Raw genomic sequence first — 13,141 nt, 5'->3', positions numbered from 1 at the left:
TACGCTTGAGAGTCGCCCCCCTGCCCGCTCATGAAGGTCTCTGATGTCCGAGTCGGTCTTCCCCCAGCTCGAAGCTCTGCTCCCGCACGTGCAGAAGCCCATTCAGTACGTCGGCGGTGAGTTGAACTCCACCGTCAAGGAGTGGGACAGCTGCGACGTGCGGTGGGCGCTCATGTACCCGGACGCCTACGAGGTCGGGCTGCCCAACCAGGGCGTCATGATCCTCTACGAGGTACTCAACGAGCGCGAGGGCGTCCTCGCCGAGCGCACCTACAGCGTGTGGCCCGACCTCGAGGCGCTGATGCGCGAGCACGGCGTACCCCAGTTCACCGTGGACAGCCACCGGCCGGTGGGCTCCTTCGACGTCTTCGGCCTGAGCTTCTCCACCGAGCTCGGCTACACCAACATGCTCACGGCGCTCGACCTCGCGGGGATCCCGCTGGAGGCGAAGGACCGCACGCTCGACGACCCGATCGTGCTCGCGGGCGGCCACGCCGCCTTCAACCCCGAGCCGATCGCCGACTTCATCGACGCGGCGATCATCGGCGACGGCGAGCAGGCCGTCCTCGACATGACCGACATCATCCGCGCCTGGAAGGCGGAGGGCCGCCCCGGCGGCCGCGAGGAGGTCCTCCTCCGGCTGGCGAAGACCGGCTCCGTGTACATCCCGGCGTTCTACGACGTCGAGTACCTGCCGGACGGCCGCATCGGCCGCGTCGTCCCCAACCGCTCCGGCGTGCCGTGGCGCGTGTCCAAGCACACCGTCATGGACCTCGACGAGTGGCCCTACCCCAAGCAGCCGCTCGTCCCGCTCGCCGAGACCGTCCACGAGCGGATGTCCGTGGAGATCTTCCGCGGCTGCACCCGCGGCTGCCGCTTCTGCCAGGCCGGCATGATCACGCGCCCCGTGCGGGAGCGAAGTATCACCGGCATCGGCGAGATGGTCGAGAAGGGTCTCAAGGCGACCGGCTTCGAGGAGGTCGGCCTGCTGTCGCTGTCCTCCGCGGACCACTCCGAGATCGGTGACATCGCCAAGGGCCTCGCGGACCGGTACGAGGACGACAAGGTCGGCCTGTCGCTGCCCTCCACCCGCGTCGACGCGTTCAACGTCGACCTGGCCAACGAGCTGACCCGCAACGGCCGTCGCTCCGGCCTCACCTTCGCCCCCGAGGGCGGCTCCGAGCGCATGCGCAAGGTCATCAACAAGATGGTCTCGGAGGAGGACCTGATCCGCACGGTCGCCACCGCCTACGGCAACGGCTGGCGCCAGGTGAAGCTGTACTTCATGTGCGGCCTGCCCACGGAGACCGACGACGACGTCCTGCAGATCGCCGACATGGCGATGAACGTCATCCAGAAGGGCCGCGAGGTCTCCGGCGCCAACGACATCCGCTGCACGGTCTCCATCGGCGGGTTCGTGCCCAAGCCGCACACGCCCTTCCAGTGGGCGCCGCAGCTCTCCGCCGAGGAGACCGACGCCCGCCTGGAGAAGCTCCGCGACAAGATCCGCGGCGACAAGAAGTACGGCCGCTCCATCGGCTTCCGCTACCACGACGGCAAGCCGGGCATCGTCGAGGGCCTCCTCTCGCGCGGCGACCGCCGCATCGGCTCCGTCATCCGCGCCGTGTACGAGGACGGCGGCCGCTTCGACGGCTGGCGCGAGCACTTCAGCTACGACCGCTGGATGCAGTGCGCCGAGAAGACGCTCCCCGCCTACGGCGTGGACGTCGACTGGTACACGACGCGTGAGCGCACGTACGAGGAGGTCTTGCCCTGGGACCACCTGGACTCCGGTCTCGACAAGGACTGGCTCTGGGAGGACTGGCAGGACGCCCTCGACGAGACCGAGGTCGAGGACTGCCGCTGGACCCCGTGCTTCGACTGCGGCGTCTGCCCGCAGATGGACACGCACATCCAGATCGGCCCCACCGGCAAGAAGCTGCTGCCGCTGTCCGTCGTGAAGTGACCGCGGGACGACCGGCGTCGTGACGTCGGGACGTCGTGTGATGCCGTGACGGCTGACGTCGTGGCGCCATGACGCCCCGGCGCGGGATGCCCGCGTGACGGCCCGGCCCGGGGGAGGACCCCCGGGCCGGGCCGTCGCCGTGAGGGGCCGCGGACGGCGGCGGCGGGCGGGCCGGCGGGGCCCCGGCGGCACGACCTGGAGAACTCGTGGGAGTCACGGCGCGTACCCTGGGTAGGACAACGACCGCACCTGGCGTGGCGCCCGCACCCGAGATCTCCCCGCGACAGCGGGGGTGAGCCGGGCGGGACCCCCAGGGGCCGCCCGAATTTCGTGGGCGGCGCGCCACCGCGCCCGCCCCGCACCGAGGAGAAGAACCACTGGGCAAGCGACAGCCCGAAGGCCCGCCGCCCGCACCGGCGGTGCAGCGCATCCGACTGCGCTACACCAAGCGCGGCCGCCTCCGGTTCACCAGCCACCGTGACTTCCAGCGCGCCTTCGAGCGCGCCCTGCGCCGCGCCGAGGTGCCCATGGCGTACTCGGCCGGCTTCACGCCCCACCCCAAGGTGTCCTACGCGAACGCCGCCCCGACCGGTACCGGCTCCGAGGCCGAGTACCTGGAGATCGCGCTCACCGCGCCCCGCGACCCCGCCACCCTGCGGGAACTGCTCGACGCGTCGCTGCCCGACGGGCTCGACGTCATCGACGCCGTCGAGGCCCGCACCTCCGGCCTCGCCGACCGGCTCACCGCCTCCGTGTGGGAGCTGCGGCTCGACGGGGTCGAGCCCGCGGACGCCGAACGGGCCGTCGCCGCGTTCCTCGCGGCCGACGCCGTCGAGGTCCAGCGCAGGACGAAGAACGGCCTGCGCAGCTTCGACGCGCGTGCCGCCGTGGCGGGACTCGAGACCGTTCCCGCGGCCGGTGATAGGCCGGCGGACGGCCCCTGTGCGATACTGCGGCTGGTTGTTCGGCACGTGACACCTGCCGTCCGACCCGACGACGTCCTGTCCGGTCTCCGAGCTGTGGCCGACCTGGCGCCGCCGGTCCCCGCAGCGGTGACCAGGCTGGCGCAGGGGCTCTTCGACGAGGAGTCCGGAACGGTGACCGACCCGCTCGCGCCCGACCGCGAGGCAGTCACGGCCGCCCCACCCAAGGCCGCCGGACCCGCCGTCGCGACGGCGCCGGAAGGTGCAGGTTCCGCGTAGGAGCTGTCGTCGAAGCGCAGCCCTGGCACTCGGGAGCCACCTGGGTCGGGCCGCGTACAGACACAGGAGACTTTCGCCAGGCCGTCCGCACAAGGCGTACGGAACCGGCGAGCCAGACATCAGCTCCCGTGCGGCGCCCGCGCCCCGGACGGCGGCCACCGCGCATCGCGCGTGCCGCGGCCGGACCGGACTCAGACGCGGCGCCCGGGAGCGTGACGGGAGAACCGCCCGCATGCTCGAAGCGAACGAGACCGGCACCGCCGGTACCACCGAGAACGACACCAACGGCCCCGGCGACACGCTGCCGCCGCGCCGCCGGCGCCGCGCCGCGTCCCGCCCCGCGGGCCCGCCGGCAGGCGGGGGGACGGCCGCGGAGACCCCGGCCGCCGCCCCGGCCGCGCCGGAGGCCGCCGACACGCCCGGGCAGGCAGCCCCGGCGGACGCGACCGCGGACGCCGCTCCGGCCCGTCCGCGTCGCCGCGCCACCCGCAAGGCCACCGCGCCCGCCGCCGAGGCCCCCGAGGTCGTGGAGGCCCCGCGGAGCGCCGAGGCCGCCGCGCCCGAGGCCCCGGCCGACCAGGCTCCGGCCGCGCCGGCCGTCGAGGAGGCCGCTCCGGCCCGTCCGCGCCGCCGTGCCACCCGCAAGGCCACCGCGCCCGCCGCCGAGGCTCCCGCCCAGGCCGTGGAGACCCCCGAGGCGCCCTCCGCCGAGGCCCCGGCCGTCGAGGCCCCGGCCGCTCCGGCCGTCGAGGAGGCCGCTCCGGCCCGTCCGCGCCGCCGCGCCACCCGCAAGGCCACCGCCCCGGCCCCGGTCGAGGTTCCCGAGGCCGTGGAGGCCCCGCGGAGCGCCGAGGCCGCCGCGCCCGGGACTCCGGCCGCTCCGGCCGCCGAGGAGACCGCTCAGGCCGTCGAGGAGGCCGCCCCGGCCCGTCCGCGTCGCCGCGCCACCCGCAAGGCCACCGCCCCCGCCGGGGCGCCCGCGTCCACCGGGAGCGCGCAGACCGCCCCCGAGGCGCAGGCCGAGCAGGTCACCGCCGAGCAGGTCCCGGCCGAGCAGGCCGCCCCGGTCCCGGCCGCCGAGGAGGCGGCCCCGGCCCGTACCCGTCGCCGCGCCACCCGCAAGGCCACCGCGCCCGCGCCCCAGCCGGAGCCGGCCGCCGCCCAGGAGAACGGGGCGGGCGCCGAGAGCGGCGAGACCCTCCCGGCCGACACGGTCGCGCAGATCACCTCCGACTCCGGTGCCGTCGTCGCCGCCGAGCAGGCCGCCTCCCGTGGCCGCACCCGCCGCCGCGCGACCTCCCCGCAGTTCACCGCCGAGGCCGCGCAGAAGCCCGACACCGCCCGTGGCCGCCGTGCCGCGCGGCCCGCCGTGCCGGTGTTCCGGGCCCCGGTCTTCGCCGAGCCCATGTTCCAGACCCCCGAGACCGCCGCCGCGGCGGCCGCCGCCGAGGCCGCGCAGGCCACGGAGGTGGACGAGGAGACGGACGAGACCGTCGAGACCCCCGCGCCCGCCGAGGCGGTCGTCGAGACGCCCGCCGAGCGGCCCGAGACCGGTGGCCGCCGTCGCCGCCGCCGTCGCGCCGAGGCCGCCGAGACCACCACCCGTCCGGCTGAGGCCGCCCCGGCCGAGCCCGCGGCCCCCGCCGCGGAGCCCGCCGCGCCCGCCGAGGCCGTCGCCGAGGAGGAGGCCGAGCCGGCCGACGCCGACGAGCACGACGAGCACGACGAGTTCGACGAGCGCCCCTCGCGCCGCCGCCGGCGCGGTGGCCGCCGTCGCCGCCGCGGCGAGTCGGCCGACGCCGACGAGCACGACACCGACGAGCACGACACGGACGCCCCGCACGGCGGCACCGCCGACGCGGAGCACGACGCGGACACCGACGACGAGCCCGAGGACGACGAGGACGAGGCCGGCGACGCCACCCCGTCCGCCGCCGGCACCAGCAGCTCGCGCCGCCGGCGCCGCCGGCGCCGCCGCAGCGGTGAGCCGTCCGGCGACGCCGAGCCGGCCGCCGAGGACGACGGCGTCCGCACGGTCGTCAAGGTCCGCGAGCCGCGCCCCGCCCGCGAGAAGGCCGAGCCCGGCACGGGCGCGGACGAGGTGCAGTCCATCAAGGGCTCCACGCGCCTGGAGGCGAAGAAGCAGCGCCGCCGCGAGGGCCGCGAGCAGGGCCGCCGCCGCGTGCCGATCATCACGGAGGCCGAGTTCCTCGCCCGCCGCGAGGCCGTCGAGCGCGTCATGGTCGTCCGCCAGAACGGCGACCGCACGCAGATCGGCGTCCTCGAGGACAACGTGCTCGTCGAGCACTACGTCAACAAGGAGCAGGCCACCTCGTACGTCGGCAACGTCTACCTGGGCAAGGTCCAGAACGTCCTGCCGTCCATGGAGGCCGCGTTCGTCGACATCGGCAAGGGCCGCAACGCCGTCCTGTACGCCGGCGAGGTCAACTTCGAGGCGCTCGGCATGGCCAACGGGCCGCGCCGCATCGAGGCCGCCCTCAAGTCCGGCCAGCCCGTCCTCGTCCAGGTGACGAAGGACCCCATCGGCCACAAGGGCGCCCGCCTCACCAGCCAGGTCTCCCTGCCCGGCCGCTACCTGGTCTACGTGCCCGAGGGCTCGATGACCGGCATCAGCCGCAAGCTGCCCGACACCGAGCGCGCCCGGCTGAAGACCATCCTCAAGAAGATCGTCCCCGAGGACGCCGGCGTCATCGTCCGCACCGCGGCCGAGGGCGCCAGCGAGGACGAGCTGCGCCGCGACGTCGAGCGGCTCCAGGCGCAGTGGGAGGAGATCCAGGAGAAGGCGAAGAGCGGCAACGCCCCGACCCTCCTCTACGGTGAGCCGGACATGACCGTCCGGGTCGTCCGCGACATCTTCAACGAGGACTTCTCGAAGGTCATCGTCAGCGGCGACGACGCGTGGGAGACCATCCACGGGTACGTCTCGCACGTCGCCCCCGACCTCGCCGACCGGCTCCAGCGCTGGACCTCCGAGGTCGACGTCTTCGCGTCGTACCGGATCGACGAGCAGCTCATGAAGGCGCTGGACCGCAAGGTCTGGCTGCCGTCCGGCGGTTCGCTGGTGATCGACAAGACCGAGGCCATGATCGTGGTCGACGTCAACACCGGGAAGTTCACCGGCCAGGGCGGCAACCTCGAGGAGACCGTCACCAGGAACAACCTGGAGGCGGCCGAGGAGATCGTCCGCCAGCTGCGCCTGCGCGACCTGGGCGGCATCGTCGTCATCGACTTCATCGACATGGTGCTGGAGTCCAACCGCGACCTCGTGCTGCGGCGGCTGCTGGAGTGCCTGGGCCGCGACCGCACCAAGCACCAGGTGGCCGAGGTCACGTCGCTGGGCCTGGTCCAGATGACCCGCAAGCGGGTCGGTCAGGGCCTGCTGGAGTCGTTCTCCGAGACGTGCGTCCACTGCAACGGCCGCGGCGTCATCGTCCACATGGAGCAGCCGACCGGCACGGGCGGCGGGGGCGGTGGCGGCGGCAAGCGCGCCCGCAAGCGCGGTCGCGGCGGTGCCGAGCAGCCGCACGAGCACGTCGAGGCGGTCGACTACGACGAGACGACCGTCGACGAGGTCCCGGACTCCGCGCCCGCCCCGGTCGCCGAGCCCGAGCCGGCCTTCGCCCCGGACGAGGAGCTGTACTCCAGCGCCGCCGAGGCCGAGGCCGCCGCGACCCGTGGCCGTTCGCGCCGCCGGGCCTCGCGCCGGGCGTCGGCTCCGGCCGGTGCGCCGAAGGCCCCCGAGGCCGAGGCCGTCGTGGAGACGCCGGTGGTGCCGGTGGCCGACCCGGTCGTGGTGCCGGAGCCGGTGGCCGAGGAGCCGCAGGCCGAGCCCGCGCGGGTCGAGGAGCCGCAGGTCGAGACCGTCGAGGCGCCGGTCGCCGCGGAGCCGGTCGAGGAGGCCGCGCCGCAGGGCCGTACCCGTCGCCGGGCGACCCGTCGGGCGTCGGCTCCGGCCGGTGCGCCCAAGGCCGCCGAGGCCGTCTCCGTGGTCGTGGCGGCCGAGCCCGCCGCTCCCGAGGCGCCGGCCGCGCCGGCCGCCGCGGAGGAGCCCCCGGCGCCGGGCGAGCCGGCCACCGAGGCCGCGCCGCCCCGCCCGCGCCGCCGGGTGGTCCGTAAGGTGACGTCCCCCGCCGGCTCCCCGGCAGGGGCGCAGGAGGCCGCGATCGTCGTCGTGGCCGCCCCGGCCACCGCCGCCCAGGCGCCCGCCGAGGCCCCCGAGGCCCCCGAGGCCCCCGAGGGCAGTGGGGACGAGGCAGCGGACGACGCGGCCCCGGCGCGGAAGACCGCCAAGAAGGCGACGGCGAAGAAGACCGCCGCCAAGAAGACGGCGGCGAAGAAGACGACCGCCAAGAAGACGACCGCCAAGAAGGCCACGGCCACCAAGTCGGCGTCGAAGACCGCCAAGACCGCCAAGACGGCCAAGACGGCCAAGAAGACCGTGGCCGCCGAGAAGACGGCCCCGGCCACCGTGACGGCGGTCACGGAGGACTGAACACCCGGTGAAGACCGGCTGAAATGATCAGTGCCCCGCCCCGCATTCGTGCGGGGCGGGGCACCGCTTTCGTTTCGGAATCGATGCTTCAGGCCGTTAAGCGCCCGGAAATTGGCAGAGTCATTCCTGATAATGTGACGCCGGTCGACGCCGTCCGCCGGTCCCCACCGGAGCGCGCGGGAGGTGTGGACTCGGTTCCGGGCCGGACCCGTCCCGGCCGTCATCGGTAGGGCGTCGGCATCGCGCCGGAGGGGCTAGCGCGCGCTCTCGACGAGACGTACGCACACCCCGGACCTCTGCCACGAAGAGCTCTTGCGGTGTTCAAGGAGGACGTCCATGCCGAGCGTCAACGAGCAGCCCATCCCCGCTGCCCGCCCGGTCATCGGTGAAGAGGAGATCGAGGCAGCCGTACGCGTACTGCGCAGCGGCCGCGTCGTGCAGGGCCCAGAGGTGGCCGCCTTCGAGGAGAGCTTCGCGGAGCTGGTCGACGGCCGCCACTGCGTCGCCGTCAACTCGGGCACCTCGGCGCTGCACCTCCTTCTGATGGCCCTGAACATCGGCCCGGGTGACGAGGTCATCGTGCCGTCGTTCTCCTTCGCCGCGTCCGCGAACGCGGTCCGCCTCGTCGGGGCCGACGCCGTCTTCGCCGACATCGAGCCGGACTCGTTCTGCCTCGACCCGGCCGCCGTCGAGGCCGCCATCACCCCGCGCACGGTCGCGATCATGCCGGTGCACCTGTACGGCCACCCGGCCGCGATGGACAAGATCATGGCCGTCGCCGACAAGCACAAGCTGGCCGTCGTCGAGGACGCCTGCCAGGCCCACGCCGCGGCCCTCCACGGCACCCCCGTGGGCGCCTTCGGCGCCGGTGGCACCTTCAGCTTCTACCCGACCAAGAACATGCACTCCCTGGAGGGCGGCATGGTCTCGGTCGGCGACGCCGAGGTCGCCCGCACCCTGCGCCTCCTGCGCAACCAGGGCATGGAGCAGCGGTACGCCAACGAGATCGTCGGCGCCAACATGCGCATGACCGACGTCGCCGCCGCGGTCGGCCGTGTCCAGCTGGCCAAGCTGCACGGCTGGACCGAGCAGCGCATCGCCAACGCCGCGTACCTCACCGAGCACATCACCGCGCCCGGCGTGGTGACCCCCGTGGTCGCCGAGGGCGCGCGCCACATCTTCCACCAGTACACGATCCGCGTCCGCGGAGACCGCGACGCCGCCATGGCGAAGCTGACCGAGGCGGGCATCGGCAACGCCGTGTACTACCCGACGCCGATCCACCGCCTCAAGCCGTACTGGGAGCCGGACCAGAAGGCCGGCCGCGACTGGGACCTGCCGGAGACGGAGAAGGCGGCGGCCGAGGTCGTCTCCCTCCCCGTCCACCCGTCCCTCACCCAGGACGACCTCGAGCGGATCGTCACCGCCGTCAACGCCCTGGGGGAGGAGCTGTGACCGCCACCGGAACGCTCCGGGCCGGCCTCGTCGGCCTCGGCTCCATGGGCCGCCACCACGCCCGCGTGCTCGCCGGCCTGGAGGGCGTGGAGCTCGTCGGCGTCGTCGACCCGATGGGCGACAGGAACGGCTGGGCGCAGGGCGCCCCCGTCCTCGCCACCGTCGAGGAACTGCTCGCGCTCGGCGTCGACTACGCCGTCGTCGCCTGCCCGACCGCCCTCCACGAGGAGGTCGGGCTGAAGCTGGCCGAGGCCGGCGTGTGCGCGCTCGTCGAGAAGCCCGTCGCGGACACCGTCGACGGCGCCCGCCGCCTCGTCGAGGCGTTCGAGTCGCGCGACCTGGTGGCCGGCGTCGGCCACATCGAGCGGTGCAACCCCGCCCTGCGCTCCCTGCGCGCCCGCCTGGAGGCCGGCGAGCTGGGCGACGTCTTCCAGGTCGTCACCCGCCGCCAGGGCCCCTTCCCGCACCGCATCGCGGACGTCGGCGTCGTCAAGGACCTCGCGACGCACGACATCGACCTCACCGGCTGGGTCACCGGCCAGACGTACACGTCGATCGCCGCGCGCACCGTCTCCAAGTCGGGCCGCCCGCACGAGGACATGGTCTCCGCCGTCGGCCAGCTCTCCGACGGCACGATGGTCAACCACCTCGTCAACTGGCTGAGCCCGCTCAAGGAGCGCTTCACCTCGGTCACCGGCGAGCGCGGCTGCTTCATCGCCGACACCCTCACCGCCGACCTGACCTTCTACTCCAACGCCGCCGTCGCCACCGAGTGGGAGGCCCTGCGCGCCTTCCGCGGCGTCGCCGAGGGCGACATGGTCCGGTACGCCATCCCGAAGCGCGAGCCGCTCCTCGTCGAGCACGAGCTGTTCCGCGACGCCGTCCTCGGCAAGTCCGACGACATCTGCACGCTCCGCCAGGGCCTGCGTACCGTGGAGGTCGCCGCGGCCGTCCTGGAGTCGGCCGCCACCGGCGACACCGTCCGTCTCAACGGCTCCGCAAAGGGGTAGGGGTAGTCTCCCTTGACCAGACCTGATGTCACCGTCGTCGTGGCGGTCTACAACACCATGCCCTACCTGACGGAGTGCCTGAACTCGCTCGTCAAGCAGAGCATCGGCAGGGACCGCCTGGAGGTCGTGGCCGTCGACGACGGCTCGACCGACGACAGCGGCCGGGAACTCGACCGCTTCGCGGAGCGGTACCCCGGCGTCGTGAAGGTCATCCACCAGGCCAACTCCGGTGGCCCGGCCGCTCCCAGCAACCGGGCCCTGGAGGTGGCCACCGGCCGGTACGTCTACTTCATCGGTTCCGACGACCACCTCGGCCGCGAGGCCCTGGAACGCATGGTCGACTACGCCGACCGGCACGACTCCGACGTCGTCGTCGGCAAGATGGTCGGCACCAACGGCCGCTACGTCCACCAGGCGCTCTTCCAGCGCAACGACCCCGACGTCAGCCTGTACGACTCGGCGCTGCCGTTCACGCTGGCCAATACCAAGCTGTTCCGGCGCGACCTCGTCGAGCAGCACAAGCTGCGCTTCCCCGAGGACCTGCCGGTCGGCTCCGACCAGCCGTTCACCATAGAGGCGTGCGTCCGCGCCCGGAAGGTGTCCGTCCTCGCCGACTACACCTGCTACTACGCGGTGAAGCGCGGCGACTCGTCCAACATCACCTACCGCGCCGACCACCTGTCGCGGCTGCGCTGCACCGCACGGATCATGGAGCACGCGGCCGGGCTGATCGAGGCCGGGCCGCAGCGGGACGCGGTCTTCGTGCGCCACTTCACCTGGGAGCTCGCCAAGCTGATCCAGGACGACTTCCCGTCCCTCGACGCGGCCACGCGCACCGAGGTGTGCGCCGGCATCGCCGAACTGGCCGACGCGTACTTCACGGAGGCGCTCCGCGACTCCATGGACGTCAAGCGGCGGGTGCGGATCGCCCTCGCCCAGCGCGGCGCCCTCGACCACCTCGTCCGCGCCATCGAGGACGAGGCGGCGCACGGCGCCCCGCCGCTCCTGCTGGAGGACGGCCGCGCCTACGTCCGCTACCCCGGCTTCCGCGACCCGGCCCTCGGGCTGCCCGACCGGCTCTTCGAGGTGATCGGTGAGGCGGTGCCCCGGCAGCTCGCCGACGGCACCCGCCTGGTCTCCGCCGCCTGGGAGCAGAGCGGCGACGACCTCGCCGTCTCCCTCGCCGTCCGGGTGCCCGTCACCGGCGAGACCGACACCGCCTCCGTCCGCCTGGCCGCCAAGGCCCTGCCGAAGAGCACCGACAAGCCCGGCGGTCGGCGCGTCCCCGTCGGCGTCGAACTCCCCGCCCGCAAGGGCGAGTCGAGCCAGGAGCCGGCCCCCGACGGCACCGGCACCCACCTGCTCGCCCGCATCCCCCTCCAGCCGGCCCGCGCCAAGCTCGGCGTCCGCGCCTACCTGGATGTGGCAGGCTCGACGTACGAGATCCCCGTGAAGACCCAGGGGGTGCCGCTGCCCCTGGCCCGGCGCTGGCGCGAGAAGGTCCCGTACCGCGTCTCCGCCACCGCCAACGCCAAGGGGCGGCTGGTCATCACCACGGCTCCGCTCTGGGAGCCCTCGCCCGGCGCCGGCCTGCGACTGCGCCGCGTCCTGTCCCGTGTGAAGAGGAAACTGACCCGATGAACATCTGTGTAGTCGCGCTCGGCAAGATCGGTCTGCCGCTCGCCGTGCAGTTCGCCGACAAGGGCCACAAGGTCATCGGCGCCGACGTCAACGAGAAGGTCGTGGAGCTGGTCAACGCCGGCACCGAGCCCTTCCCCGGCGAGCACGACCTGGACGTCAAGCTGAAGAAGGCCGTCGACGCCGGGCTGCTCACCGCCACCACCGACACCGCCGCCGCGGTCGCGCAGTCCGAGGCCGTCGTCGTGGTCGTCCCGCTGTTCGTGGACGCCGAGGGCACCCCCGACTTCGGCTGGATGGACTCCGCCACCAAGGCCATCGCCAAGGGCCTCAAGCCGGGCACCCTCGTCTCGTACGAGACGACCCTGCCGGTCGGCACCACCCGCACCCGCTGGGCGCCGATGCTGGAGGAGGGCTCCGGCCTCACCGCGGGCGAGGACTTCCACCTCGTCTTCTCCCCGGAGCGGGTCCTCACCGGCCGCGTCTTCGCCGACCTGCGCCGCTACCCCAAGCTCGTCGGCGGCATCGACGAGGCGTCCGGCCGCCGCGGCGTCGAGTTCTACGAGCAGGTCCTCGACTTCGACGAGCGCGCCGACCTGCCGCAGCCGAACGGCGTGTGGGACCTCGGCACCGCCGAGGCGTCCGAGCTGGCCAAGCTCGCCGAGACCACCTACCGCGACGTCAACATCGGCCTGGCGAACCAGTTCGCCCGGTTCGCCGACAAGAACGACATCGACGTCAAGAAGGTCATCGAGGCCTGCAACTCCCAGCCCTACAGCCACATCCACCAGCCCGGCATCGCCGTCGGCGGCCACTGCATCCCGATCTACCCGCGGATGTACCTGTGGAACGACCCGGAGGCGACCGTCGTCCGCTCCGCCCGCGAGGCGAACGCCGCGATGCCGGAGTACGCCGTCGACCTGCTGGCCGCCGCCTACGGCGACCTGAAGGACGTCCCCGTGCTCGTGCTGGGCGCCGCCTACCGCGGCGGCGTGAAGGAGACCGCCTTCTCCGGCGTCTTCCCGACCGTCGAGGCCCTCACGGCGCGCGGCGCCGTCGCGTACGTCTCCGACCCGATGTACACGGACGAGGAGCTCGCCGCCCACGGCCTGACCCCCCACAAGGGGGAGAAGGTCACCGCGGCGATCCTCCAGGCCGACCACGCCGAGTACCGCGAGCTGGCCGCCTCCGACCTGCCGGACGTGAAGGTCCTGGTCGACGGCCGGCGCACCACCGACCCGGCCCGCTGGGAGGGTGTCCGCCGCGTCGTCATCGGCGGCTGACGGCCCGGTCCCGCGGCGACCGAGGTCGCCAGGCCCTGTCCCGCCCCGCCAGGCGGGGCAGGGTCGTTTCTCGT

General features: G+C 73.7%; 7 protein-coding genes. All 7 read left to right on the top strand.

Translation table 11 applies throughout. The features are described from left to right. The first annotated feature begins 43 nt into the window (after positions 1-43). The 7 genes from NRO40_RS09415 (at position 44) to NRO40_RS09385 (ending at position 13,067) form a co-directional block, all read left to right on the top strand. Positions 44-1,966, top strand: coding sequence for a TIGR03960 family B12-binding radical SAM protein (locus NRO40_RS09415; protein WP_257375372.1), 1,923 nt, complete (start codon positions 44-46; stop codon positions 1,964-1,966). A gap of 419 nt (positions 1,967-2,385) precedes the next feature. Continuing rightward, complete coding sequence (locus NRO40_RS09410; protein ID WP_058945520.1) at positions 2,386-3,168, top strand: TIGR03936 family radical SAM-associated protein; 783 nt, start codon at positions 2,386-2,388, stop codon at positions 3,166-3,168. A gap of 232 nt (positions 3,169-3,400) precedes the next feature. Continuing rightward, the gene (locus NRO40_RS09405) at positions 3,401-7,681 is read left to right on the top strand and encodes an Rne/Rng family ribonuclease (protein ID WP_257375371.1); all 4,281 of its coding nucleotides are present in this window, start codon (positions 3,401-3,403) and stop codon (positions 7,679-7,681) included. A 336-nt stretch (positions 7,682-8,017) separates the two neighbouring features. Further along, on the top strand, positions 8,018-9,136 hold the full coding sequence (locus NRO40_RS09400; protein ID WP_058943108.1) for a DegT/DnrJ/EryC1/StrS family aminotransferase: 1,119 nt from the start codon (positions 8,018-8,020) through the stop codon (positions 9,134-9,136). Further along, positions 9,133-10,146, top strand: a complete 1,014-nt coding sequence (locus NRO40_RS09395; RefSeq protein WP_079047203.1) for a Gfo/Idh/MocA family protein — start codon at positions 9,133-9,135, stop codon at positions 10,144-10,146. Before NRO40_RS09400 ends, NRO40_RS09395 begins: the two co-directional genes overlap by 4 nt. Positions 10,147-10,158: 12 nt before the next feature. Then, complete coding sequence (locus NRO40_RS09390) at positions 10,159-11,787, top strand: glycosyltransferase family 2 protein (RefSeq protein ID WP_058943107.1); 1,629 nt, start codon at positions 10,159-10,161, stop codon at positions 11,785-11,787. Then, positions 11,784-13,067 (top strand): nucleotide sugar dehydrogenase, encoded by a 1,284-nt coding sequence (locus tag NRO40_RS09385; protein ID WP_058943106.1) that lies wholly within the window; start codon positions 11,784-11,786, stop codon positions 13,065-13,067. The genes NRO40_RS09390 and NRO40_RS09385 overlap by 4 nt, the downstream gene beginning before the upstream one ends. Positions 13,068-13,141 lie beyond the last annotated feature (74 nt).

The organism is Streptomyces changanensis, assembly GCF_024600715.1.
Taxonomy (GTDB): domain Bacteria; phylum Actinomycetota; class Actinomycetes; order Streptomycetales; family Streptomycetaceae; genus Streptomyces; species Streptomyces changanensis.
This window is presented reverse-complemented; position numbering and strand designations above follow the sequence as displayed.

Excerpts from the sequence above, each read along its gene's own strand:
- NRO40_RS09405 (WP_257375371.1), top strand. The coding sequence starts at position 3,401 with ATGCTCGAAGCGAACGAGACCGGCACCGCCGGTACCACCGAGAACGAC.
- NRO40_RS09415 (WP_257375372.1), top strand. The coding sequence starts at position 44 with ATGTCCGAGTCGGTCTTCCCCCAGCTCGAAGCTCTGCTCCCGCACGTG.
- NRO40_RS09385 (WP_058943106.1), top strand. The coding sequence starts at position 11,784 with ATGAACATCTGTGTAGTCGCGCTCGGCAAGATCGGTCTGCCGCTCGCC.
- NRO40_RS09400 (WP_058943108.1), top strand. The coding sequence starts at position 8,018 with ATGCCGAGCGTCAACGAGCAGCCCATCCCCGCTGCCCGCCCGGTCATC.